The organism is bacterium (assembly GCA_036524115.1).
Classification (GTDB): Bacteria; JAUVQV01; JAUVQV01; order JAUVQV01; family DATDCY01; genus DATDCY01.
The window spans coordinates 1-24,598 of the sequence record DATDCY010000178.1; the positions used below are offsets into that span (position 1 = coordinate 1).

At 72.4% G+C, this 24,598-nt stretch carries 19 protein-coding genes; 8 read left to right on the forward strand and 11 right to left on the reverse strand.

Annotated features, from left to right (window positions below; all coding sequences use genetic code 11):
- Positions 1-1,649 (reverse strand): PAS domain S-box protein (locus VI078_08720; GenBank protein ID HEY5999362.1); only part of this gene is annotated, 1,649 nt, incomplete at its 3' end.
- Between the two features lie 244 nt (positions 1,650-1,893).
- Between VI078_08720 and VI078_08725 the strand changes: the two genes are divergently transcribed.
- Together VI078_08725 and VI078_08730 are read left to right on the forward strand one after the other, a co-directional pair.
- A complete protein-coding gene (locus VI078_08725) occupies positions 1,894-3,765 on the forward strand; it encodes a GNAT family N-acetyltransferase (GenBank protein ID HEY5999363.1) in 1,872 nt (623 codons plus the stop codon).
- 65 nt (positions 3,766-3,830) lie between these two features.
- The gene (locus tag VI078_08730; GenBank protein ID HEY5999364.1) at positions 3,831-4,907 is read left to right on the forward strand and encodes a type IV pilus twitching motility protein PilT; all 1,077 of its coding nucleotides are present in this window, start codon (positions 3,831-3,833) and stop codon (positions 4,905-4,907) included.
- A gap of 7 nt (positions 4,908-4,914) precedes the next feature.
- On the opposite strand, the gene VI078_08735 is transcribed toward VI078_08730, so the two are convergent.
- The 3 genes from VI078_08735 to VI078_08745 all read right to left on the reverse strand — a co-directional run bounded on the left by VI078_08735 (position 4,915) and on the right by VI078_08745 (position 8,079).
- Complete coding sequence (locus VI078_08735; GenBank protein ID HEY5999365.1) at positions 4,915-6,900, reverse strand: hypothetical protein; 1,986 nt, start codon at positions 6,898-6,900, stop codon at positions 4,915-4,917.
- A 127-nt stretch (positions 6,901-7,027) separates the two neighbouring features.
- Positions 7,028-7,555: a DUF6691 family protein gene (locus VI078_08740; GenBank protein HEY5999366.1), complete on the reverse strand. Its 528-nt coding sequence runs from the start codon at positions 7,553-7,555 to the stop codon at positions 7,028-7,030.
- A gap of 125 nt (positions 7,556-7,680) precedes the next feature.
- Positions 7,681-8,079, reverse strand: coding sequence for a YeeE/YedE thiosulfate transporter family protein (locus VI078_08745; protein HEY5999367.1), 399 nt, complete (start codon positions 8,077-8,079; stop codon positions 7,681-7,683).
- A 168-nt stretch (positions 8,080-8,247) separates the two neighbouring features.
- On the opposite strand from VI078_08745, the gene VI078_08750 reads away from it, so the two are divergent.
- Positions 8,248-8,715, forward strand: coding sequence for a hypothetical protein (locus VI078_08750; GenBank protein ID HEY5999368.1), 468 nt, complete (start codon positions 8,248-8,250; stop codon positions 8,713-8,715).
- Positions 8,716-8,731: 16 nt separating this feature from the next.
- Complete coding sequence (locus VI078_08755; GenBank protein HEY5999369.1) at positions 8,732-9,823, forward strand: hypothetical protein; 1,092 nt, start codon at positions 8,732-8,734, stop codon at positions 9,821-9,823.
- Here the strand turns inward: VI078_08755 and VI078_08760 are convergent.
- The gene (locus tag VI078_08760; GenBank protein HEY5999370.1) at positions 9,814-11,328 is read right to left on the reverse strand and encodes a methylenetetrahydrofolate reductase C-terminal domain-containing protein; all 1,515 of its coding nucleotides are present in this window, start codon (positions 11,326-11,328) and stop codon (positions 9,814-9,816) included. The genes VI078_08755 and VI078_08760 overlap by 10 nt on opposite strands.
- Before the next feature lie 192 nt (positions 11,329-11,520).
- On the opposite strand from VI078_08760, the gene VI078_08765 reads away from it, so the two are divergent.
- Entirely contained in the window at positions 11,521-12,717 is a 1,197-nt protein-coding gene (locus VI078_08765) for a (Fe-S)-binding protein (GenBank protein HEY5999371.1), read from the forward strand.
- Positions 12,714-14,696 carry a CoB--CoM heterodisulfide reductase iron-sulfur subunit A family protein gene (locus VI078_08770; GenBank protein HEY5999372.1) on the forward strand — a complete coding sequence of 661 codons (1,983 nt, stop codon included), beginning with the start codon at positions 12,714-12,716 and terminating at the stop codon, positions 14,694-14,696. Before VI078_08765 ends, VI078_08770 begins: the two co-directional genes overlap by 4 nt.
- A 27-nt stretch (positions 14,697-14,723) precedes the next feature.
- Here VI078_08770 and VI078_08775 read toward each other — a convergent pair whose 3' ends face one another.
- The 6 genes from VI078_08775 to VI078_08800 are packed head-to-tail and all read right to left on the reverse strand — an operon-like array spanning position 14,724 to position 21,935.
- Positions 14,724-15,800, reverse strand: a complete 1,077-nt coding sequence (locus VI078_08775; protein ID HEY5999373.1) for an NAD(P)-dependent oxidoreductase — start codon at positions 15,798-15,800, stop codon at positions 14,724-14,726.
- A 22-nt stretch (positions 15,801-15,822) separates the two neighbouring features.
- Positions 15,823-17,331, reverse strand: a complete 1,509-nt coding sequence (locus VI078_08780; GenBank protein HEY5999374.1) for a Ni/Fe hydrogenase subunit alpha — start codon at positions 17,329-17,331, stop codon at positions 15,823-15,825.
- Complete coding sequence (locus tag VI078_08785; GenBank protein HEY5999375.1) at positions 17,328-18,362, reverse strand: hypothetical protein; 1,035 nt, start codon at positions 18,360-18,362, stop codon at positions 17,328-17,330. The genes VI078_08780 and VI078_08785 overlap by 4 nt, the downstream gene beginning before the upstream one ends.
- On the reverse strand, positions 18,359-18,853 hold the full coding sequence (locus VI078_08790) for a hydrogenase iron-sulfur subunit (GenBank protein ID HEY5999376.1): 495 nt from the start codon (positions 18,851-18,853) through the stop codon (positions 18,359-18,361). Before VI078_08790 ends, VI078_08785 begins: the two co-directional genes overlap by 4 nt.
- 54 nt (positions 18,854-18,907) lie before the next feature.
- Positions 18,908-20,023 (reverse strand): metallophosphoesterase, encoded by a 1,116-nt coding sequence (locus VI078_08795; protein HEY5999377.1) that lies wholly within the window; start codon positions 20,021-20,023, stop codon positions 18,908-18,910.
- 7 nt (positions 20,024-20,030) lie between these two features.
- Positions 20,031-21,935: a DUF294 nucleotidyltransferase-like domain-containing protein gene (locus VI078_08800; GenBank protein ID HEY5999378.1), complete on the reverse strand. Its 1,905-nt coding sequence runs from the start codon at positions 21,933-21,935 to the stop codon at positions 20,031-20,033.
- Positions 21,936-22,074: 139 nt separating this feature from the next.
- Here VI078_08800 and VI078_08805 point away from each other — a divergent pair, with 139 nt between their 5' ends.
- Positions 22,075-22,452 (forward strand): response regulator, encoded by a 378-nt coding sequence (locus tag VI078_08805; GenBank protein ID HEY5999379.1) that lies wholly within the window; start codon positions 22,075-22,077, stop codon positions 22,450-22,452.
- A 27-nt stretch (positions 22,453-22,479) separates the two neighbouring features.
- Positions 22,480-24,543 (forward strand): exonuclease domain-containing protein, encoded by a 2,064-nt coding sequence (locus VI078_08810; GenBank protein ID HEY5999380.1) that lies wholly within the window; start codon positions 22,480-22,482, stop codon positions 24,541-24,543.
- The last annotated feature ends 55 nt before the right edge of the window (positions 24,544-24,598 follow it).

Consider the following 24,598-nt stretch of genomic DNA (forward strand, 5'->3'; position numbering starts at 1 on the left):
CGTGCGTTGATGGCCAGGTTGAGCAGGACCTGCTCGATCTGGCCGGCGTCGGCGAGGACGTCCCCGAGCACGGGCGAGAGGCGGACCTCGATGCGGATGTCCTCGCGGATCGTCCGCCGCAGGATGCCCTGGAGGTGGGCCACGACCGCGCTCAGGCTCGTCCTCTTGAGCTTGAGCACCTGCTTGCGGCCGAACGCCAGGAGCTGCCGCGTGAGGTCGCTCGCGCGCCGGGCGGCCTGCGCCGCCTGCTCCACCGCGTCGCGACCGGGGGATCCCGCCGGCAGCTCCGGAACCGCCACGTTGAGGTTCCCGAGGACCGCGTGGAGAAGGTTGTTGAAATCGTGCGCGATGCCGCCGGCGAGGATGCCGAGGCTCTCGAACTTCTGGGCCTGCTGCATCTTGACCTCGATGGCCCGCCGCTGCTCCTCCTCGCGCACCCGCGCCGTCACGTCGCGCGCCACCCCCCGCCAGCCCGCGAGGGCGCCCCCCGGGCCGAAGACCGGCACACCGCTCACGGCGATGCACACGCGCCTGCCGTCGGCGTGCAGGTACCAGCCCGTGAAGTCCCGCACGGGCAGCGGCGGGTTGCCGTGCTCGGCGAGGTACTGCCGCTGGCGGGTCTGGTCGTCCGGCGCGGCGAACTCCACCGGGCTGTGGCCGAGCATCTGGGCGGGGGCCCGGCCGAGCATCGGGAGGCAGTGCTCCGAGGTGGAGGTCAGCCGCCCAACGGCGTCCATCTCCCAGTACCAGTCCCCCATGCTTTCGACCATGTCCCGGAAGCGCTGCTCGCCATCGGCGAGGGCGAGCAGCGCCGCCACGTGCGCCGTGGTGTCGTTCACGACCGCGATCACGTGGTGCACCGCGCCGTCGATGACGACGGGGGCGAGCGTGCTCTCGGCGTGCAGCCTCCCGCCGTCGAGCGCCGGCATCGAGAAGTCGAAGTGCACCGTCCGTCCGGTCGCGAAGGCCTCCGCGAGCTTCACGCGGCCGACGGCGGCCGCTTCGCCGACGAAGTCGAAGATGTCCCGGCCGATGATCGCCGCCGCCGGGCGGCCGGTGAGCGAGCGGTTGAGGTAGAGCACGGTGCCGTCGCGGTCCAGCTCGAGGATGGTCGCGGGCGCCTGCGTGACGAGCGAGCGCCAGCGCGCCTCGCTCTCGCGCAGCGCCTCCTCGGCCCGGCGCCGCTCGCTGATGTCCAGGACCCAGGTGATCGTGTGGGTCTCGCCGCCGACGACCGTCGGGACCGCCGTGAAGAGCACCGTGACGATTGCACCGTCCCTGCGGCGCATCGGCACCTCGCGCGCCACGAGGTGCCCCGTGGCGCGCAGCTCGCCGATGAGCGCGTCGCGCTGGGTGCCGGTGACCCAGAGGTTCAGCTCGACGCTCGTGCGGCCGATCACCTCCTCGCGCCCGAAGCCGAGGATGCGCAGGAAGGCGTCGTTCATGTCGAGGATCTTCCCGTTGTCGACGCGCGCGAGCGACATGCCGGCCGGCGTCGCGTGGAACGCGCTGCGGAAATTCGCCTTCGAGGTCTCGAGCGCCGCCCGCAGCTCGTCCCGCTCGCGCTCGAGCGCCGCGAGGCGCCGGTCGCGCTCGTCGTCGCCACCGGCGTCGGGCCGGGGGGGGCCCAAGGCCTGAGGGGTGGTCACGCCATCATCTCCCGTGCGGACTTCGTGTCCGGACGCCTCGGACCGCGGCCGCGCGGCCAGGCCGACGCCCGGAGACGATTATCGCGGAGGGGAGCAGCGGAAGTAAAGCGCTCCCGGCGGTCCGCGCCCGCCGGATTGACGCCGCCCCCCGGTTCCCCTACAACAGTCGCCACGCCCGCCCGGCAGTCAGGCCGGGAGCGCGATCGCGCGGCGGGCGCGGCCGAACCCCGGGGAGGAAGGTGTGATGACCGTCGATTTCGGCCCCTATGCGGACCGCCTCTGCACGGCGGAGGAGGCGGCCCGGACGATCCGGTCCGGCAGCAGGCTCTTCATCGGGACCGCCTGCGCGACCCCGCGCGCGCTGATCGGCGCCCTCGAGGCGCTGCGCGAGCCCCCCGAGGACGTGACGATCTACTCCTTCCTCACCAACGGCGCCATCCCGCTGAAGGACGGACGTCCGGCCTCGCGGTACCGCCACGCGTGCTTCTTCGTCGGCAGCGACACGCGCGAGGCGGTCCGCGCGGGCGCCGCCGACTACGTCCCGCTCTCGCTCTTTCAACTCCCGTACCTGCTCGAGAACCACCGCTTCCCCGTGGACGTCGCGCTCGTCCAGGTCTCCGCGCCGGACCGCAACGGCTTCGTGAGCCTCGGCATCTCGGTGGACATCACCCACAAGGTCCTGCACCACGCCCGGCGGATCATCGCCGAGGTCAACCCGGACATGCCCTTCACCTTCGGCGACTCGGCCGTCCATCTCTCGCGGATCGAGCGGGTCGTGCTCGCCCGACACCCCGTGATGGAGTACACGCACCCGGCGGCCGACGACGTGGCGGAGCAGATCGCCGCGTACATCGCCGGGATCATCGAGGACGGCTCGACGATCCACGTCGGCCTCGGGCGGGTGCCCAACGCCGCGCTCGCCCGGCTGCGCGACCGGCGCGACCTGGGCGTCCACACCGACGTGCTCTCCGACGGCGTGCTCGACCTCATCGAGCGCGGCGTCGTCACCGGCGGCCGCAAGTCGCTGCACCGCGACAAGGTCGTGACCAGCTACGCGCTGGGCTCCCGGCGGCTCTACGACCACGTCTGCCTCAACCCGATGTTCGAGTTCCGGCCGATCGAGTACGTCTGCGACCCGCGGGTCGTCGCGCAGAACGACCGCATGGTGTCGGTCACCCAGGCCTTCGCGATGGACCTCACCGGCCAGGCCTGCATCGACCAGCTCGACGGCGACTTCTACGGCGGCGTCTCGACGCAGCCGCCGTTCCTGCGCGGCGCGGCCCGCTCGCGCGGCGGCAAGCCGATCATCTGCCTGCGCTCGACGACCGAGGACGCGAGCGCCTCGCGCATCCGCCCCCAGCTGGCGCAGGGCGAGGGCGTCGGCATCCCGCGGGCGGACGTCCACTACGTCATCACCGAGTACGGCGTCGCCTACCTCTTCGGCAAGTCGATCCGCGAGCGGGCGCTCTCGCTCATCGAGATCGCCGACCCCGACCAGCGGGAGTGGCTGCTCGAGGAGGCCAAGCGGCTGGGGTACCTGCCGGCACAGCAGACGGTCAAGAACCGGCACGAGTACCGCATCGACGAGGAGCGGCACCTGACGCTCAAGAACGGCCGCGCGCTCTACATCCGCCCGGCACGGGCGAGCGACGTCGAGAAGCTGCGGGAGCTCTTCCACGCGATGAGCGAGCAGAACGTGTACACGCGCTTCTTCCAGCGGCTCAAGACCCTGAGCTATGGCGACGCGCAGCAGCTGTGCAACGTGAACTTCGAGGACGAGGTGGCGTTCCTCGCGGTGGCCGGCGAGCGCGAGCGCGAGGACATCGTCGGCAGCGGCTGCTACTACGTCGACCACGCGACGAACCTCGCGGAGGCCGGCTTCATGGTCGCCGAGGCCTGGCAGGGGACGGGGCTGGGCTCGGCGCTGCAGCAGCGGATGAGGGAGCACGCGCTGCGCTGCGGGGTGCTCGGCTTCAAGTACGAGATCCTGCGCAGCAACGGGCCGATGATCGCGCTCGCCCAGCGCGGCGGCGACCAGGTCAGCGTCTCCTGGACCGAGGACACCTGCGAGGTCAGGGCGTACTTCCGCCACGCGCCGCGCGGCGGCGCCGGCTGACAGCGCCGGCGCGTTGACTTTGCCCGCCACCGATGCCATACAGTCCTCCCGGGAGGGGGGGGACGGTGGACATCAAGACGCTTGACGGCCTGCTGCGGGCCGGCGTGACCCACGGGGTGAGCGACCTGCACTTCCGGCCGGGGGCCCCGCCGCTGTTCCGCCTCAACGGCACGATGACGCCGGTCAAGTTCGATCGCCTGCTGCCGTCGAACACCGAGGCCATCGCCGGCCATTTCCTGGCGGCCCTCGGCGACCGGATGGACCTCAAGGAGATCCAGGAGTACGACACGAGCTACTCGATCCCGGGCGTGGCGCGCTTCCGCGTCAACATCTACCGCCAGCGCGGCTCGCTGGCGATCGTCGCGCGGCTCATCCCCACGGAGATCCCGACGGTCGAGTCCCTCGGGCTCCCGGCGGTGCTCAACAGGATCGCCGCCGAGGAGCGCGGCCTGGTGCTGGTGACCGGCGCCACGGGCTCCGGCAAGTCCACGACGCTGGCGGCGATGATCAACCTCGTCAACAACACGCGCCCCTGCCACATCCTCACCATCGAGGACCCCATCGAGTTCCTGCACCAGAACCGCAAGGCCACGGTGAGCCAGCGCGAGATCGGCCCGGACACGAAGAACTACGTCGTCGGGCTGCGCGCCGCGCTGCGCCAGGACCCGGACGTGATCCTCGTCGGCGAGATGCGCGACGCCGAGTCCACCGACATCGCCCTCAAGGCCGCCGAGACGGGGCACCTCGTCTTCTCGACCGTGCACACGACCGACGCCGCCAAGACGATCGGCCGGATCATGAGCCTCTTCCCCGCGGACGAGCAGCTCTTCGTGCGCAACCGCCTCGCGGACAACCTCAAGGCGACGATCTCGCAGCGGCTGATCCCGCGGGTCGACGGCAAGGGGCGCGTGGTGGCGATGGAGGTCATGATCGTGACGCAGACCGTCCAGGAGTACGTCCGCGACATCAACCGCACCGAGGGGCTCAAGGACGTGATCGAGAAGGGCCGGCAGCAGTACGGCATGCAGTCCTTCGACCAGCACCTCACGGATCTCTACCGGGCGGGGGCGGTCACGCTGCAGACGGCCATCCACGCCGCGACCAACCCGAGCGACTTCGAGCGCGCGCTGAACTTCGAGTAGGGGCGTTCTAGGACGGGGGCAGGACGCGGTAGAGGACGAAGTCGCCCCCGCGCGGCCGCGTCTCCCGCGGGACTCCCCGCCGCGTGCCGAGGATGGTGGACGACGCGAGGGGCAGGGAGCCGACCGGGGCGAGACCGGGCGGCGGCTGCTCGCCGGCGCGTCCCTCGGTGAGGAACAGCACCTCGGCCCCCCCTTTCGCCCGCCGTCGCATCAGCCCCAGCAGCCGCTCGCGGCGCCGCTCGTTCGGGCCCCCCAGCTCGTAGGCCTTGCGCCCGAGCACGAAGCGGGCCGCGGCCGCGAAGCCGGGCTGGTCGCTGTAGAGCTCCGCGTCGGGCGGGACGACGGCGGCGAGACGGCGGCTCCAGTCGACGAGGCCGGGCCACTCCCGCTCGCGCGCCATCGCGCCGATGGCTCCGGCATTGAGAGCGACGGCCGCCACGACGAGGGCGGCAGCGGCGGCCGCGAGCACCCTCGGGTTCCCCCGCGGCCGGCGCGCGAGGGACGCCGCAGCGGCCGCGATCCCGACGCTCGCCAGCGGCACGACCGCGGGCACGAAGCGCCGGCTGACCCACATCAGGAAGTGGTCGTGGAAGACGTCCAGCGTGAGGACGACCAGCGCCGCCGAAGAGGCCGCCAGCCACGCCGACTCCCACAAGCCCCGGCGCGTCACGACGAGGGCGCAGACGCCGCCGACGGCCGCGACGAGCCCGAGCGCGCCGAGCACGTCCACGAGGTACAGCATGTTCACCGACTCCGGCCCGGAGAGCAGCGCGAAGATGCCCTGGAACGGCAGACCGTCGCTGAGCAACCGGAACAGGTGGCCGACGCGCCCGCCGCCGGCGAGCCGCGGGCGGACGAGCCAGCCGAAGAGCACCCAGGAGCAGAGGGCGGCGGCCGCCGCGACCCGCAGCGCCGTCTCCCGTCGCGAGATCGCCTCCCTGAAGCGGCGCCCCGCCGCGCTGCGGCGCAGGAGCAGGAGCGCCGCGAGGCCGAGGGCGGCGGCGATGGATGCCGCGCCGACGAGGCCGCCGACAGGCTGGTAGTACGGGGAGAAGGCCCGCTGGTGCACGGAGGACTGGCACCAGAGGACGCCCGTCGTGCCGAGGGCGAGGAGCACCGGGCGCGACTTCCCCGCCGGCCCCATCCCCCAGAGCAGCACGACCGCGAGCGGGACCAGGAACATGACCGAGTCGTAACGCGCCAGCGCCGCCATCCCGAGCGAGGCGCCCGCCAGCGGGGCGAGCGCCGGCTCCGGGTCGTCCTCCCGCAACGCCGCCGCCAGCAGCGCCATGCCGCCGAGGAGGAAGAGCTGGGTCGCCATCTCGGCGGTCGGGAATTTCGCCTGCCGCAGCTGCGCCGTGCCGAGCGCGTGCACCAGCGCGGCAGCCAGCGCCCAGCGGCGCCCGAGCAGCATCGCGGCCAGCGCGTAGAGCGCGATGACCGCGGCCACGTTCAGCAGCGGGTTGACCGCCAGCGCGGCGCGGACGCCGCCGATCGCCCAGGCGACGGCCATCAGGCTGGGGTAGAGGTGATAGAACTGCGGCGCGAGACGGCCGTCGGGCAGCTCGAACATCCCCTGGAAGGGCATGTACACCTGCCCAAGCTTGCGGAAGAGCAGCTGGCGCCCGTCCTTGCCGAAGGTGGCGAGGTCCGGCGCGTCGATCCGCAGCGAGCCCGAGCGCGCCACGGCCGCCGCCGTGTGGACGTAGACGCCGGGGTCCTGGCCGCCGAGAAGCGTCTCGTCCGGCGGCAGGGTCAGCAGCAGCGTCGCGCAGGCGATCGCGACCGCGGCGACGTCCTCGGGCTCTATCGCGCGCGTCCCGTCCGGGCGGCCCCGCCGCAGCCAGCGGAAGCAGAGGGCCGCGACGACGGGGAACACCGCGATGGGGACGATCGCGGTGAAGTGGCCCAGCTCCGCGAGCGTAAGCGCAGTCCAGCTCGTCGCGGCAAGGCCGGCGAGCCCCGAAGCGGCCGCCGCCGCAGCCAGGCGCACGTCAGCGTCCCGCCGGGGAGGAACCTCCCCGGCATCTGTGGATCCTCGGGCACGGCGGTGTCATCGGAGGGGAATGTAGCACAGCGCCCGCTCCCCGCTGGACCACGTGGATCCGCCGCGCCAGCCCTCAGAGCCCCTTGCGTTCCAGCCACCGCAGGAACAACACCCCGGCGGCGACGAACGGCACGATGATCACCCAGGCGTTGACGTGCAGCACCTGCGGCAGTGTCAGCGGCCCGAAGAAGCCGCAGGCGAGCAGGTTGTTCTCCAGCGCCGGGAAGATCTCGGCGAAGAACGCGGCACCGCAGAGCATGCCCAGCATGCCGTAGAACGCGTCGTGATGCCCTTCGCCGAGCGCGGCGAAGGCGGTCCCGGGGCAGTAGCCGAGCAGGGGCCACCCGAGGCCGAAGACGAAGCCGCCGACGGCGTTCGCGCCGAGCACCGTCGGGAGCACCTGGATGCGGTCGGCGCCGAGATCCCGCAGCGCATAGATCGCCACCATGCCCGTGAGCACGGCCGAGAACATGAACTTGACAATCGTCATGTCCAGCAGCCGCAGGCAGCCGACCTGCTTCTCGTAGCGCGCCACGCGGGCCTTCTGGAGGAGGACGCCGAAGAGCGCCCCGAAGATCAGACCGGAAGCGGCGCCGGTCATGGCCGTGCGCCCTGGCCGCGGTAGAGCAGCCTGGCCGAGACGATGCCGCCCGCGAAGATCCCGGCGAGGGTCACCATGCCGCCGACCGAAAGCTGGAGCGAACCGCTCAGCCCGTGGCCGCTCGTTCAGCCGCCGGCGATGCGCGCCCCGACGAGCATGACGAAGCCGCCGGCGAACGCGGCGGCGGCGCGCAGGGGCCTGCCGGGGCCAAACCGGGAAGCCCACATCGCGGGGACATCGCCCCAGGCGAAGTCCCTCGAAACGAGGGCCGCGGCCAGCGAACCGAGAGTCACGCCAATCAGGAAGAAGCCCTGCCAGTCGAGCCGCGGCAGGTAGCGGGCGAAGTATGTCACGCCGGCGAAATGCCCGGGACCGATCGCCCGTTCCACCGTGCCGGCGGCGCGGACGAACGAGCCGGAGGCGCCGAAGAAGTTCCCGGTCGCGTACGCCGATGCGACGATCAACAGGCCGGTGAGCGCGCCCGCGAGGTAGGGGTTCCAGCCGTCATTCGCGCGTTTTTCCATGGGCAACACCTCTGCAGGATCGCCGGCCTGGAGCGGGCGCCCGCATCCATCCCAAACGTAGGGCCCGTCGCCCGTACTGTCAAACGTCCCAGGGGAAACGCCGGCCTGTTGCCCGCCGCCCGCGTAACCGCCATAATCCCTCGTACCACGGCGGGAGGGGTACGGGACATGGAGTGGTTTCTCGGGTTCACGGTCGCGGCCATAGTCGCCATCCTGCTCTACATGCGGTTCGTCGGGCCCCCGGTGTCCGCGGAGCGGGTCGCGGACGCGGATGCCGACCTCGTGCGGGAGCGGGACCGCGAGAGCTGGCGCCGCCAGAAGCTGCGCAACTACCGCCTCGACAAGAGGCACGACGACTTCTACCGGACGGCGGCCTTCCGCAAGGCCGTCGCCGGCGGGGCGTCCGAGGCCGAGGCGCGCTTGAAGATCCGGCGCGAGTTCCCCTTCTACTACGCGGACCCGGCCGAGCGCGACACAGCGGAGTTCGCCGGCGAGGACGGCTGCCTTCCGGTGGTGCTGCGGGCGCGCATCGACGCCAACGCGCGGATCATCAAGCCGCTCATGGAGAGCGAGGGCGAGCGCTTCCGCACCATGAACGCCCTGATCCGCGCCTGCATCCGCAAGGGCGGCATCTAGCGAGGGGAGGGGCGGCATGCCGCACTCGATCCACACCCGGAGCATCGCCGAGCGCATGCGCTGGCTGGCGGAGCTCGGCGCCGAGCACTCCCGGATCTTCGCGAGCCCCGAGGCCTACCTCGAGAGGCGGCGCTACCAGGCGGGGCACCCCACCGCCATCCTCGCGTTCAAGTGCATGGACGGGCGCATGCACCTGCCGTACATCACGAAGACGCCGCTCGGCATCATCGAGCCCTTCCGCAACCTCGGCGGGGCCTTCGACATCGGCTGGCCGCACCTGGGCGAACTGGTCACGCACGAGGTGCTGCGCGCGGTGGAGTCCGGCCGGCGCGTGCTCATCCTCGTCACCTACCACTTTTCCCGCGGCGAGCGCAGCCGGGGCTGCTCGGGCTTCGATTTCGACCTGGAGGCGGCCCGCTCGTCGGCGTTCGCCTTCCGACGGCAGCTCGAGAGCGTCTTCGGCTCCGACCACCAGACCGTCTACCCGCTGGTCGCCGGCGTCGAGACCGACGAGGACGCGCTCACGCTGCACGGGGAGCGCGGGGCGGTGATCGAACTGGCGGCGCTCGCGGGGGCCGAGCAGGGAGAGGGAGGCCTCGAGGACCGGCTCACCCACGCGCTGCGCAGCACGTTCCGCGACATGCCCGGAGAGATCCTGCGCGACCTGCTGCCGCTGGTCGTGGGGAATCTGCGCCACATCGCCGAGGTGCGCCGCACCGAGCGCGCGCTCGACATCGACCACCACGAGTGGATCCTCTGTGTCGGGCGCGGCTTCGACTTCCTGCACGTCCCGAACACGGCCCTGATCGTCGGCCCCTACAGCCCGAACATCGACGTCCCGATCGTGAACGCCGCGCGCATCATCCAGTCCAACATGGAGGCCGGCCGCATCCCGGACGACGGGATGATCCTGCTCGCCTCCTCGCCCTACGAGGAGATCGGCACCGACTACCGCCGCGCCGTGGAGAAGTCCAAGTTCCTCAGCCGCTTCGCCGCCGCGACGATCCAGACCGAGGTTCCCTACGTCCACCGCCGGATGATCCGCAAGACCTGCGTTCTGAACTGGACGGACCGCTCCCTCGAGGAGATCGAGACGGTCTACCCCTGATCTTCAGCCCGCTCGTGCGTGTCGATGCGGCCGCGGCGGTGGTCGCGGCCGAGGCAGAAGTTGATCCACGAGCAGGACCCCTCGAGCCCGCGGTCCTTGGGCGGGACGGGCGGCGCCGTGAACGTCGGGCGTGCGGTGCGGGTCTTGAGACAGTCGTAGGCCTTGACCCACATGCACGTGCCCCCCGCCGGCAGCTCGCAGCGCCCGTCGCGGCTGCCGCCGCACGGCCCGTTGACCATGCGCTTGGGACAGCGGGCCTCGCTGCAGAAGAAGCCGCAGGCGTAGAGCGTGCAGTCGCCGCACATCCGGCAGCGGTAGAGCGGGACCTTCGAGAGGTACTCCAGGCACCAGAGCGCCTTCTTCCAGCCGGGCCGGGTGTCGCAGAAACGGCAGACCCGCGAGAGCAGGCGGAAGACCGGCTTGACCGGTCCGAACAGCAGGTGGTCCACGCCCCGGCTGAAGACGTACATCGGGTGCGGCACGGCGCGGCGCGTCAGCTCGGTGGCGCGGTCCTCGTTGAGGCCGCTCGCCTCGTCCTTGCGGAAATAGGCGAAGCGCGGCAGGGGGTCCGCGAACTGATCGAGGCAGTCCCGCCAGCTGGGCGCGAGGCGCTCGGCCTCCTGCGCGATGGCGCGCACCTCCGCGGGTGCCAGCGCCCTGCCGGAGAGCAGGGCCCCGCGAAAGCCCAGCCCGCGCAGGACCGCGACGGCCGCCGCCGCGAGTCCGAGGCCGTTGCGCGTGTTCGGGGAGGAGAAGCGCTCGAGCAGCCTCCGCGGCATGGCCACGCCGGGCAGGCCGCCTGCGGCAATGCGCCGCGCCAGGCCCGCGTCGGGGACGAGCACGGTGCCGATCGCCGGCGTCGCGAGCCCCGCGAGCCGGCAGTAGCGCAGCAGTTCGTCCCAGGCGCGCGGGTCGTATCCCGCCTGTGAGACCACGAAGTCCGCGCCGGCGCCCACCTTGCGCCGCAGCCGCGCATACTGCCACATCAGCTCCGCCTCGCTGCTCTTGAAGGGCGAGACCACGCATCCCTTGTGCAGGTCGGCCGGGAAGCCGCCGCCGCGCGCGGCCGCCTCCGCCAGGAGCATCAGGGTCTGCATGCTGTCCAGGTCGAAGTGCGGCGCGCTGCCTCCGGCGTCGGCCGGGTGATCGCCGGTCACCACGAGGAGACTGCGCACGCCGCGCTCCCGCCAGGTGCGCACGCGATCGAGGATCTCCGCGCGGTTCCCCGTGGCGAGCGTGAAGGAGACGACCGGATGCGCGCCGGCGGCGAGGACCTCCTGCGCCAGCTCCGCGGTGGAGTGCTCGTCGGGGCCGCAGTCGCGGTCGGAGATGAAGAATCCCCGGACCAGTCCGTCCGCCGCGCACCCGGCGAGCCGCTCGCGCAGCGCCGCACGGGTGGTGGGCGAGGGGTCGTAGTGGGTGCGCAGCGCGACGGAGAGGGCGAAGCCGCCCGGCCGGTGCAGGGCCTCGGTGAACGCCGAGCCGCTCACCCACCGGTCACTCACCCTGCGATCCTCCCGCCCGCCGTCGTCGCCAGGACGGTCGCACCCATTTGGGGATGCGCGCGTCGCGTTGTCAAGCGCGCGGTCATGGCGAATGGCGCCGGCATGGTTCCTCCGGACGGGAAGCCGACGAAAGCGCTCAGGCTTGCGCAAAGACCCGCTCTCCATTAGATTCCTGAGAGGAGAGTGCTGAAAATGGCGCACGCGCTGTACTGCACCGACGAGCACCTCGACCGCTCGTTCGCCGAGATGATCACGGCGGACGTCGACTCGCTCTTCTCCTGCGTCCAGTGCGGCAGCTGCACCGCCTCCTGCCCGACCGCGAGCCGCATGTCGCTGAGCCCGCAGCGCATCTCGCGCCTCATCCGCCTCGGGCTCAGGGAGGAGGTCCTCGCCAGCCGCGACTTCTGGCTGTGCACCTCCTGCAACGCGTGCACGGCGCACTGCCCGCGCGGGATCTCGATGCTCGAAGCGATGACCGGGCTCAAGGCGTACGCGATCCGGCACGGCTGCGAGGTGCCCGAGGATCTGCAAACGCTGCGGCGGACGATCCGCACGCTGCGCAACATCTCGGGCGACCCGATGGAGGAGCGGCTGCTCTGGAGCCGCAACCTGCCCCAGTCGCTGGCCAGCGTGGCGCCGCGCCGGGGCGCCGACGTCCTGTACTTCGCCGGCTGCGTGGCGTCCTTCTACCCGCGGGCGTTCAGCATCCCCCAGGCGTTCGGCCGCACCCTCGATGTCGCGGGGGTGAGCTTCACGACGATGGGCGTCGAGGAGTGGTGCTGCGGCTACCCGCTGTTCACGGTCGGGCTGGAGAACGAGGCCGGGGAGCTGATCGAGCACAACCTCGCGCGGGTCAAGGCCCTCGGGGCGACGCAGCTGGTCATGACCTGTCCCTCCTGCTACTACACCTGGACGAAGCTCTACCCCCGGTTCGCGAGCATCCCGTCGAACCTGACGATCATGCACTCCACGCAGTTCCTCGCCGAGCTGCTCGAGGCCGGGAGGATCCAGCCGGGGGTGCTGCCGCGCGTGGTCACCTACCACGACCCCTGCGATCTGGGGCGCAAGAGCGGCGAGGTGGAAGCGCCGCGCCGGGTCCTCGCCGCGCTGCCGGGCGTGGAGCTGCGCGAGATGGCGAACATGCGCGAGAACACCCTCTGCTGCGGCGGGGGCGGGGACGTCAAGATCTTCAGCCACGACGCCGAGATGGACACGGCGCGGCGGCGGCTGCGCCAGGCGCTGGACATCAAGGCCGAGACGATCGTCTCGGCATGCCAGCAGTGCAAGCGCGCCTTGATCGGCGCCGCGCAGCTGGCGCGCCAGCCGATGAAGGTCCTCGACCTGACGGAGATCGTCTGGGAGACCCTCCACGGGAAGGTGTCCTGGTGACGGGAGGGAGCGCGACGGTGAGCGGCGAGGAGCGGATCGGCGTCTTCCTCTGCCACTGCGGCACGAACATCTCGGACACGGTCGACCTGGCGGCGGTGGCCGATTCCGTGCGGCGCCTCGAGGGCGTCGCGACGGTCTGCGAATCGCGCTTCCTCTGCGCCGACTCGGGCCGGCGGCTCATCCGGGAGCAGGTCCGCTCCGGGAACCTGACGCGGGTGGTGATCGGCGCCTGCTCGCCGCTGCTGCACGAGGCGACGTTCCGCGGCGCCGTGCAGGCCGCCGGGCTCAACCCCTTCGCCCTCCAGATCGCGAACATCCGCGAGCAGGTCGCCTGGGTGACGCCCGACCGCCGGCAGGCGACCGAGAAGGGCGCCGCGGTCGTGTGCGCGGCCGTCGGCCGCGTGACCCTCCACGAACCGCTGGAGGTCCGGCGGCTGCCCGTGCGTCCGGAGGCGCTGGTCGTCGGCGGCGGGATCGCCGGGATCGAGGCCGCGCTGCGGTTGGCGGAGGCGGGCAAGCGCGTCTTTCTCGTCGAGCGGGAGCCGAGCATCGGCGGGCACGTGGCGCGGCTCGGGATGACCTTCCCGACCCTGGACTGCTCGGCCTGCGTCGTCGTGCCGCGCATGGCGAGCGTCGCGGAGCACCCGAACATCACGCTGCTGGCCAACAGCGAGGTCGAGGCGGTCGCCGGCCACGTGGGGGCCTTCCGGGTGCGGGTGCGCACGCGTGCCCGCTGCGTCGACGAGAGCCGCTGCACCGGGTGCGGGGTCTGCGTCGAGGCCTGCCCGGCCGGGGGGATCCCGGCGGAGGCGGACCCCGGGCTCGGCACGCGCACGGCGATCCACTTCCCGTTCCCGCAGGCCATCCCCTGGGTGCCGCTCATCGACCGCGCGAACTGCGCCGCATTCCGCGATGCCTCCTGCGCGCGCTGCCGGGAGGTCTGCCCCTGCGGCGCGGTGGACTTCGAGCAGCAGGACACGGTGCGCGAGATCGAGGCCGGCGCGGTCATCCTCGCGACGGGCTTCAGCCTGTTCGACCCGGCGCGGGCGCTCGAATACGGCTACGGCCGCTGGGACAACATCCTCACGAGCATGCAGTTCGAGCGCCTCTGCCACCCCGCGGGGCCGACCGGCGGGCGGATCCTCATGAAGGACGGGCGGGAGCCGGAGCGGATCGCCATCCTGCACTGCGTCGGCAGCCGCGACCACCGCTTCAACCGCCACTGCTCGCGGGTCTGCTGCATGACCTCGCTGAAGCTCGCGCTGCTGGCGCGGCGGCGCACCGGCGCGCGGGTGGTCAACTTCTACGTCGACCTGCGCACCACCGGGAATCGCGGCGAGGACTTCTACGAGCAGGTGCAGCGCGCCGGGGTGGACCTGCTCCACGGGCGCGGGACCGAGGTCATCTCCTGCCAGCGCGAGCTGCTGGTCAAGACGGAGGACACGCTCCTCGGGCGCCAGGTCATGGTCCCCGTGGACATGGTGGTGCTCGCCGTCGCCATGGAGCCGCAGCCGGACGCCGCCCGGGTCGCCCGGCTCTTCGGCATCGGCCGCGGGGCGGAGGGCTTCTTCGCCGAGAGGCACCTGAAGTTCAGCCCGGTGCAGACCGCGGTCGACGGGGTCTTCATCGCCGGGACCTGCCAGGGGCCGAAGGACATCCCCGAGAGCATCGCCCAGGGGGCGGCGGCGGCGGCCGGAGCGCTCGAGCTGATCGACCGGGGCACGGTCGACACCCTGCCAACGGCGGCGCAGATCGACCCGGGCCGCTGCGGCGGCTGCCGGGTGTGCGTCGACGACTGCCCGTACCAGGCGATCGAGATCGTCGTCGACGGCACGCGCCTCGTCGCGCGGGTGAACGAGGCGCTCTGCAAGGGCTGCGGCAGCTGCGCGGCGACGTGCCCCGCCGGGGCGATCAGCCAGCCGGGGTTCACCCGCGGACAACTCGAAGCGGAGATCACCGCCCTCGCCGGGCGCCGATAGGGGCCTGTCCGCCGTCGTGCGGCGATTTCAGGGGATGCGCACCTTCCTGCGCAGCGCGTTCACCCGCCGCCACTCCTGCGGCTGCTTCCTCATGTTCTCGATCAGCAGCGGCAGGCGCCGCAGGACGCCGTGGTCCGGGTCGGCCGCCCAGTCGATGCGCCGGCGCGTGCGCGCCATGTCCACGTTCAGCTGCTGGTCGATGTAGTCCGCCATCCACGAGCGCTCGAAGGGCATCCGGCCGGTCAGCTGCCCGAGCAGCTCGCGCGCGCGGATGCCGGGCCGGGCGAGGGGCACCGGCATGAACACGGGCCGGCGCGGCGCGCCGAACCAGCAGCGGGTGGCCTCCCGGAACAGCTCGAGGTGGGACGTGCAGCCGTCGGGGCTGGCCTGGAGGACCTCGGCGGGCCGCAGATCGTCGCCGTGCTCGACGACGCGCACGAGGAAGGAGAGCAGGTCCTCCACGTGCAGGTAGGGCACCGCCGAGAGCCCGCGCCCTCCGAGGATGCGCGCGTTCCAGCCGTTCGAGCACCAGGCCCGCAGGAAGACGTCGAGCGGTTCGTACTCGCACCAGTCGCTGAAGATCGCCGCGGGTCGGATGATGCACGAGGGGACCCGCTCCCGGTATTCGCGGATCAGCGCCTCGCCGCGCTGCTTCGAGCTGCCGTAGGGAAAGGTGGTCGTCGGCTCGGTCTCCTCGGTCACGGTCGCGCCCGCCGGCGGGAATGGGCAGGCCGCGATCGAGCTGGCGAAGATGAACCGCCGCAGCCGCAGGGGCTCGGCCAGCTCGAGGACGTTGCGCGTGCCCTCGACGTTCGTGCGGGTGTACTCGGGGCTGTCCTCGCCGCTGAAGTCGTAGTAGGCGGCCAGGTGCAGCAGCAGCTGCGCTCCGCCCTTGTCCCGGATGCGCGAGAAGACCTCGCGGAGCTGGTCGAGCCGCCCGAGGTCGACCTGGAACCACTCGATCCCCGCCCCCTCGGGCGCGCCGGTCTCCTTCGGGGTGCGCCGGTCCAGCGCGAAGACGCGGTACTCCTTGCGCAGGTGGCGGACGAGCTGGCCGCCGAGAAAGCCCGTGGCCCCGGTGATGATGACCCACGGCTCCGCCATGCCGGATCTCCGTCCCCGCGGATCAGGCGCGAGCCGGCGTCCCGGCGTCGGCGCCGCCGAGCCGCGCGACGACGGCCCCGCGGTGGTCCCGCAGCGTGACGGCGATGCTCCCCGGCCCGGGGAAGGCGTGCGCCGCGCAGGAGAGGCACGGGTCGTAGGAGCGGATGACCATCTCGATGCGGTTGAGCAGGCCGTCGCCGACCTGCGTCCCCGCCCGGATCAGGCTCCGCGCGGCGCGCGTGATCGACAGCGCCAGCGGCGCGTGGTTGTGCGTGGTGCCGGCGATCAGGTTGACCTCCGTGAGGATGCCCCGCTCGTCGGTGCGGTAGTGGTGCAGCAGCGTGCCGCGCGGCGCCTCCACGCAGCCGACCCCCTCGCGCGGCGTGCCCGTGACCGGCGCCCGCACGTCCGGGTCCGTGATCTGCGGATCGGTCGCCAGCTCGAGCATCCGCTCGGCCGCGTAGAGCAGCTCGATCAGGCGCGCCCAGTGCGCCGCGAGCCGGTAGTGGACCGGCTGGTAGCGGCCGCCGACCTTGCGGGCCCCGAGCGTCTCGAACATGCGCTCGAAGCACTCCTGCGCGCGCGGCGTGGCCAGCGCCCCGGCGGCGTTCAGGCGCGCCAGCGGCGTCGCGCAGTAGATGCCGCTGTCGGCGCCGGCGACCAGTCCCTTCCAGCCGACGGCCCGCAGGTACGGCAGCTTCAGGTACGTCCAGGGCTCCACCCGCTCGGCGATGTGCCGGGCGTAGTCCGCGGGCTCGAAGAGGGCCAGCTCGGCGCCGTCCGGGTCGACGACGCGGAGCCTCCCGTCGTAGAAGTTGAGCCTCCCGGCGGCGTCCACCGTCCCCATGGAATAGGTCCGGTCGGCGAAGCCCTCCGCGACCAGCAGCTCCGCGACTTCGGGCCGCCGCAGCACCGTGGACTCGAAGAGGCGCATGAACCCGAGGGCCAGCTCCACGTTGCCCCGGGCGATCTCCTCGAAGCGCCGGCGCATCTCCTCGGTGACGGCCACGCTCCAGCCGCCCGGGAGCCCTGCCGCCGGGTGGACTTTCCTGCCGCCGAGGGTCTGGATCAGCTCGCGGTTGCGCTCGCGGCAGGCCACGATCTGCCCGGCGACCTCCGATCCGACGGCCTGGAACACCCCCAGGATCGTCCGCGCCGCGCGCGGCGCGTCGGGGCCGAGGATCAGGTCAGGGCCGGCGAGCACGAAGAAGTGCGTCGCGTGGTCGGCGACGAAGAAGGCCGAGTAGAACAGCTCGCGGATCTTCTTCGCCGCCGCCGTCGGCTCCGCGCCGTAGAGCGCGTCCAGCGCCTTGGCCGACGCCATGTGGTGGGCCTCCGGGCACAGGCCGCAAAGCCGGTTGGTGATCCGCGGCATCTCCTCTGCGGGACGCCCGACGCAGAAGCGCTCGAAGCCGCGCAGCTCCGGGACGATGAAGTAGGCGTTCGCGACCTCGCCCTGCTCGTCGAGGAAGATCTCGACGCGGCCGTGCCCCTCGAGCCGGGTGAGCGGGTCGATGACGATGCGTTTCATCCGCGCCCTTCCTCGCCGCCGGCCTTGCGCGTGACGCGGGCGCGCCGCAGCAGCGAGTGCGCCAGGCTGTAGCCGTAGAAGGTGCCGGCCGGGTCCACGACGGTCGCCATCGCGGCGTCCACCTGCTCTCGCAGCCGCGCGCCCCCGGCCTCGGGGTCGCCCGCGGCGGTGAGCGCCGCGATCGCCGCGACCATCCTGCCGCCCTGGTCCTCGACGCCGGGCGGCGCGCCGTAGCAGCCGCGGCAGCCCATCGCCACGCGCGGGCACAGGGCCCCGCAGCCGCCGCGCGTGGCGACGCCGAGGCAGACCAGCCCCTGCTCGAGGAGACAGGCTTTCGGGTCGGGGGCGACTTCGTGCACCCGGTGGAAGCGCTCCACCCGGCGCGAAAGCCGCTTGCGCGGGCACTCCTCGCAGACGATCGTCTCCAGCGCGCCGAGCACCGACCCCCGGGGGGGCAGCGGCGCGCCGCCGGCCAGCGCGGCCACGAGGCCGCCGATGGCTTCCGCAACGCGGGGCGACTCGGGGGGACAGCCGGGCAGGTAGTAGTCGACGTTCTCTACCTGGTCCAGCGTGAGCACCGTGTCGTAGAGCACCGGCAGCTCCAGCGTGCCCTCGGGCACCTGGCTGATCTCGGCCGGGACGACGGCAGCGGGGTTGTCGGTCGACGGTCCGCCGCGATAGACGGTCTCGCGGATGGCCGCCGCGGTCGTCAGGTTGGCGAGCCCCGGTGCGCACCCTTCGTGGGCGCAGGAGCCGTAGGCCACGAGCAGCGCGGACTTGCGCCGGAGGAGGTAGGCCATCTGCCGGTTCTCGGAATTGCGGACGGCGCCGTTGAACAGGCACAGGTCGATGGCGCCGTCCGGGAGCGCCTGGACGTCCGCGAGCTTGAAATCCGCCAGGCAGGGGCAGAAGACGAGCTCAACGGCATCGCCCAGCGCCGCAAGCTTCTCGCCGATGTTGAGCAGCGAGACCTCGCAGCCGCCGCACGACGCGGCCCAGTACATCGCGAGGCGCGGCTTGCGGGCGCTCATGCGGAGGCGTCCTCCGGCACCGCCGCGTTTCCCGCATCGAGCCCGGCGCCTTCACCGCCCAGGACCCTCTCGTCCCAGCGCAGGGGCCCGAGCGCCCGCAGTTGGGCGGCCATCCGGTCGACCGCCGCGGCGAAGGCGGCCGCCTCGGCCGCGCCGACCCAGACGAGCTGCACACGCTCGCGTTCGACGCCGAACTGGTCGAGCAACCGCTGGAGCAGCGCGAACCTCCGGAGCGCCTTGAGGTTCCCGTCGACATAGTGACAGGCGCCGGGATGGCACCCGGCGATCAGGACGCCGTCGGCGCCGTCGCGCAGGGCGCGCAGGACGAATTCCGGCTCGACGCGCCCGCTGCACATGACGCGGATCGGCCGCATGCTCGGGGTGTGGCCGGCGCGCGCCATCCCGGCCGCGTCGGCGGCGAGGTAGGCGCACCACGCGCAGAGGAACCCGACGATCACCGGCTCGCGCGCGCTGCCCTGCGCCTGATCCATCGTCACAGGCCCTCGCTCTCTTGACGAAAAGTATTGCGCGCCCCCCGGGCAAAGTCAAAGAACGCCGGGTTCGGCGCGCAGCGTGACGCGCAGGATCTCCCCCGGTGCCCAGAGGCGCATGCGCGTGCCCCAGGTGCCGGTGCCGCGGCCGACGATGAGCGTCATGCCGCCCACCTCGTAGCGGCCGGCCAGGTACGGGTACTGGAGGCGCACGAGGTAGCCGAACGGCCAGATCTGCCCCGCGTGGGTGTGTCCCGAGAGCATGAGCCCGACGCCGGCGCGCGCCGCCCGCTCGACCTCCAGAGGCGAGTGGGACAGCAGCACGAGCGCGCCCGGGGGCCGGCCGGAGACGGCGCCACCGACCGGGTCGCCGCGCTCCTTGGCCCGGCGGCGCGAGGTGAGATCGTCGACGCCCGCCAGGACGAGACCGGGTGCCGCCTCGACCCAGCGATCGTGCAGGACGCGCACCCCGGCCTCCTCGAGGGTCGCCAGCGCGGCCCCGCCCCCGAAGCGCTCGTGGTTCCCCGTGACGGCGTACACCGCGCGCGGCGCGCGCAGCCGCCCCAACTCCCGGAGCAGCCGCGTCTCGTCCGCGCCGTGCCCCTCGACGAGGTCACCGAGCAGCACCACGACGTCGGGCCTTTCCGCCGCGACCTGCGCGCCGCGCGCGGCGAGCCACTCGCCGTCGAGAAGCTCGCCGAGGTGCGTGTCGGAGAGCGCCACGATCACCGTCCCGTCGAGCGCCGCCGGCAGCCCGCGCAGCCGCACCTCGGACGGGGTCACCACCGGCGGCCGCGTCCCCTGGAAGACCGCGAACCCCGCGAGTGCGGCGCCAGCCGCCAGCGCCCAGCCGCGCAGCGCCGGCGCGCGCCGCGGGAAGAGGAGGCCGAAGCCGGTGACCACGTCCACCGCGAGCAGCGCCACGGCGATGATGAACAGCGTCGCCATCGCCGAGAGGCCGAAGAGCTCGAGCACCGCGCCCGCGCGTCCGCCGCCGCCGTGGAGGAACAGCCGGGGGACCGCGAACGCGAGCCAGAGCGCGCCGGCGCCAACGAGGAACGCACCGCGGGGGACGCGTCGGCGGATCGCCGGCACCGTCCAGGCCCGGCCGCAGACGTAGAGCAACAGCAGGGTCCAGGCGACAAGGAGCACCGTGCCGAAGATGCGCACGCGCGCGTTAGCCCCTGGCCTCGATCCCGTACTTCAGGGCGATGTCGTCGAGCGCCTTCGTGATCACGCGGCAGATCTCCTTGAGCGTTCGCAGCTCGACCGAGCTGAGCCGCCGCGGGTCGACGAAGTTGTCCGGCTCCAGTTCCATCGCGATCTGCTCGTGCTGGTGCCGGATCCGCAGGAGGGCGACGAACTCGAAGGCGTGGGTCAGGTCGTCGGCGAGCGTCCGGGGGATCGCCTGGGCCGCCTTGAGCACGGCGAGGCGCTCGCTCGTCGAGGTCTCCAGCAGGTTGTGCTCGAGGCTGAAGAGGCGGGCGATGTTCACCAGCGGCGTGAGGCAGCAGCGCTTGAGATCCAGCTGGTGGGCGTGCTCACCGTCCTTTTCCACGACGAGCGAGCCGAAGAGGCCGAGCGGGGGACGGAACGCGACCGTCATGTCCGCCATCGCCTGGAGGAAGAGCTGCTGCCCGGGCAGGACGCTCCGCAGGTGGTCCCGCAGCGCCGCGGCCAGCCGCAGTTCGCCGTGGAGCCCGCGGAAGTCGAAGAGGTTCGACGCCTTCTGGATCGCGGCGTCGTCCGGCAGGGAAATCCAGTCGCTGAAGGAGCGCTTCCAGACGCTCAGCGGCTGGCGCCACTGCGGGTTCGAGGCCATGAAGTTGCCGCGGCACCAGGCGAAGCCGCAGCGCTGGAACGCGTCCACGACGAACTCGGCGAAGCGGCCGAAGTACTCCTGCGCCGCGGACGCCTCCGGGCCGCCGGCCGGGTCGGCGTAGACGATGGCGTTGTCCTGGTCGGTCTTGAAAGTCTGCTCCTTGCGCCCGGCGCTGCCGTAGACGATCCAGCAGAACGCCACGGGCGGCGGGCCGAGCGTCGCCAGCGCCAGGTCGAGCATCCGGTGCTCCAGCCGGTCGTTCACAGCCGAGATGACGCGGACGATGCCCGCTGCGCTCGCCCCTTCGCGCAGGAGCAGCGAGACCAGGCCCTTGACCTTGCGGCACGAGGACGCGAGCCCCTCGACGGTGGCCTGGTCCTCGATCTCCCGGGCGATGACGAGGGGGGAGGTCCCCTGGAGCACGAGCAGATCGTGGTTGCTGACGATGCCGGCCAGCCGCTCCCCTTCCATGACCGGGAGGTGGTGGACGTTGTGGCTCATCATCTTCAGCAGGGCCTCGAAGCAGAAATCCGCGGCGCTCACCGTGATCAGCGGCGCGCTCATGATGGCGCGCACGGGGTCAGCCGGGTCCCGGCGGGCCACCAGGACCCGGTCGCGCAGGTCCGTCGTCGTCACGATGCCGGCCGGCCGGCCCCCCGCGTCCACGACCACCAGTGAGCCCACCCGGTGCGTCGCCATCAGCTGCGCCGCCTCGGCGACGGAGCTCGCACCGGGGACGGAGAGCACGTCGCGGCGGGCCAGGTGCCCGACCGGCGTCGTGAAGAGCGCCTTCTCGGAGCCGTCCTGCAATGGCTGCTGCGCGCCGGGCGCCACGGCGGGCTCCGGTCCGCGCCTCGGGAAATACCCGGGGAGCAGATACTCCCTGATCTGCGGGTGCTCCTCGAGCAGCTTCGAGACGACGGCGTTGTCGGCCACGTAGCAGACGGTGTCGCGGACGGCCTGCACCGAGGTCTCGATGCCACCGTCCCCCTCGTGCGCGAGGAAGCCGAAGGTGTCGCCGGCGCTGCGGAAGTCGATCACCTGCTCGGCGCCCGAGCCTGCGCGGGCATAGAGCCGGACGGTCCCTTCCTTGATGATGTACAGGTTGCGGCCGGACGGCACGCCCTGGCGCAGGATGTGCACGCCGGCGGGGTAGACCTGGATCGAGAGGGCGTCCACGAGGCGCTCCAGCGCCTGCTCGTCCAGCAGGCTGAACGGCAGGTGTCCTTTGAGAAAGTCCCGAACGCTTGTGCGCAGCATATCCCCGCCCCGGCCGTCCGCTCCTCGCGCTCCTCGCGCCCGCCGCGGGGCCTGGCGCGCCCACGGGCGCCTGCAACCAGTTTATGTTAGATTTATCCGAGGGATAAAGTCCACTTCCAGACGGCAAGGAGGACGGACGATGGCGCGCATCCTCATCGCGGACGACGAACCCAACATCGTGCTGGCCCTCGAGCTGCTCATGAAGCGCGAGGGCTACGAGATCCGCACCGTCGCCGACGGCGAGGCCGCGGTGCTGGTGGCCCGCAGCTTCCGGCCGGACCTGCTGCTGCTCGACGTGATGATGCCGAAGATGGACGGCTACGAGGTCTGCGAGCGCCTGCGCGCCGACCCGGAGCTGAAGGGGATGTCGATCGTGATGCTGACGGCGAAGGGCCGCGAAGTCGAGCGGGAGAAGGGGCTGGCCCTCGGCGCCGACCTGTACATCACGAAACCCTTCTCGACGCGGGACGTCGTCCGCAAGGTGAAGGAGGTCCTGGCCGCGAAGCCGCGCACCTGACGGCGCCGGCGCGTCCGGGATTGCCCAATGGCCGGGCGAAGTCGTCTCCCCAACCTCGTGGCCGGGGGGACAGTGCTGTGCCTCGCGCTCTTCGCCGCGGCGGACCTGCTGCTGCTGACGGTCGCGGACGGTGCCGCCGCGCGGACCCAGACCCATCGCGCCGTCGGCGCGGCGGCGGCGCTGGCCCTGCTGGCCATCGCGGCGCTGGCCGTCGCGCTGCAGCGCTTCGTCTTCCGTCCGCTCGAGGAGCTCGGGCGGGAGGTCCGCATCGCGCGCGTCAACCCGGCCCACGCGCTGGAACTGCCGGCGCGGCACCTGCTCGGCGACGTGCCCGCGGCGATCCAGGACCTGGCTGCCGAGGCGGCGCACTCCCAGCGCACGATCGCCGACGCGGTCGCCGCCAGTTCGAGGGACCTCGAGGACCACCGCTCGCGGCTGGAGGCGGTCCTGATGGCGTTGGAGGAGGGCATCCTGGTCTGCGACGAGCAGGCGCGGGTGGTCTTCTACAACCCCGCCGCCCGGCTCGTGTTCCACGACAACCCGGCCCTGGGCGTGGGCCGGTCGCTCCACCTGCTGATCGCGGCCGCCCCGGTGGAGAACTCGCTGGGAGTGCTGCGCCGCCAGCGCGCCCGCAGCCAGGCGCCGGAGGAGGCGGGCGGCGACGTCTCCTTCGTCTGCACCACCCTCCAGGGTGGCGTGCTCAGCTGCCGCATCCGTCTGCTTCCGAGCCTTCCGGGCGTCTCCTGGTCGTTCCTCCTCGCCTGCAAGGACATCAGCGTCGAGGCCGAGGCGCAGGGGCGGCGCGAAAGCCTGCTGCGGGCGACCGTCAAGGAGATGCGCGTTCCGCTCACGGGGCTCGGCCTGAGCGCCGACAGCCTGGAGCTGCTGCCCAGCCTGGACGTCGAGAGCCGCACGGCGCTGGAGCAGTCCATCCGCCACGACGCGCACCGGCTGATCGCGCAGTTCGACGTCCTGGCCCGGGAGATCGAGGAGGTGGGCTCGCCGCGCTACGTCACGCGCGAGATCTTCGTCGAGGACATCGTGGCCTCGGTCGCGCAGCGGCTGGAGGCCCGCGGGCTGCGCCTGACCATGATCGGCGAGCCGCTGTGGGTGCGGGCCGACGTGCACGCGCTGCTCTTCCTGCTGGAGTTCCTCGCGGAGAGGATCCGCGCCGCCTGCGGCGTCGCCGCGCTGGAGGTGGAGACGCTGCTGGGCGACCGGCACGTCTACTTCACCTACTGCTGGCACGGCGCGCCGGTGCCGCAGGGGGAGATCCAGCGCTGGATGTCCGAGGCCGCCGAGCCCTACGACGCGCACACCGTCGGCGAGCTGCTCGAGCGCCAGGGCAGCGAGGTCTGGAGCCGCGCGCACCAGACCCCCGGCTACGCGACGCTCTCCTTCCCCCTGCCGTCGGCTCCCAGCCGCTGGGGGCCGCCGCCGCCCGCGTTGCCGGCGAGGCCGGTCTACGTGGAGATCGCCGCCCATCCCGCGCACGTGGAGGCGGGGGGGCGTGAGGGCGTCCCGCTCGGTCTGCTGACGTTCGTCGTCTTCGACACCGAGACGACCGGCCTTGCCCCGGGCGGGGGCGACCGCATCGTCTCGCTCGCGGGGGTGAAGATCGTCAACCGGGGCATCGTCGTCGGCGAGGCGTTCGACCGGCTCGTGAACCCGGGACGCGACATTCCCCCGGCCTCGGTGCGGTTCCACGGGATCACCGACGACATGGTCCGGGAGAAGCCGCGGCTGCCGGAGACGCTGCGCGCCTTCCATGCCTTTGTCGGCGACGCGGTGCTCGTCGGGCACAACGCGGCCTTCGACATGCGCTTCATCGGCCTCGAGGAGCCGGCCGCGGGCGTGCACTTTGGCGGACCGCTGCTGGACACGCTCGCGCTCTCGCGCTTCCTGCACGATCACACGCCCGTGCACTCGCTCGACGCCGTCGCGCGGCGGCTCGGCGTGGCCGTGCGCGATCGGCACACCGCGCTCGGGGATGCGCTGATCACGGCCGAGGTCTTCCTCCGGCTGCTGTATCTGCTGCAGGAGCGCGGGGTGACCACGCTCGGGCAGGCGCTGGAGGTCTCCGGGCGATGAGCGAGCCGGCAGGCACGCGGCCGGGAGCGGGCCCGGGGGCAGGCCGGGGAGCGGG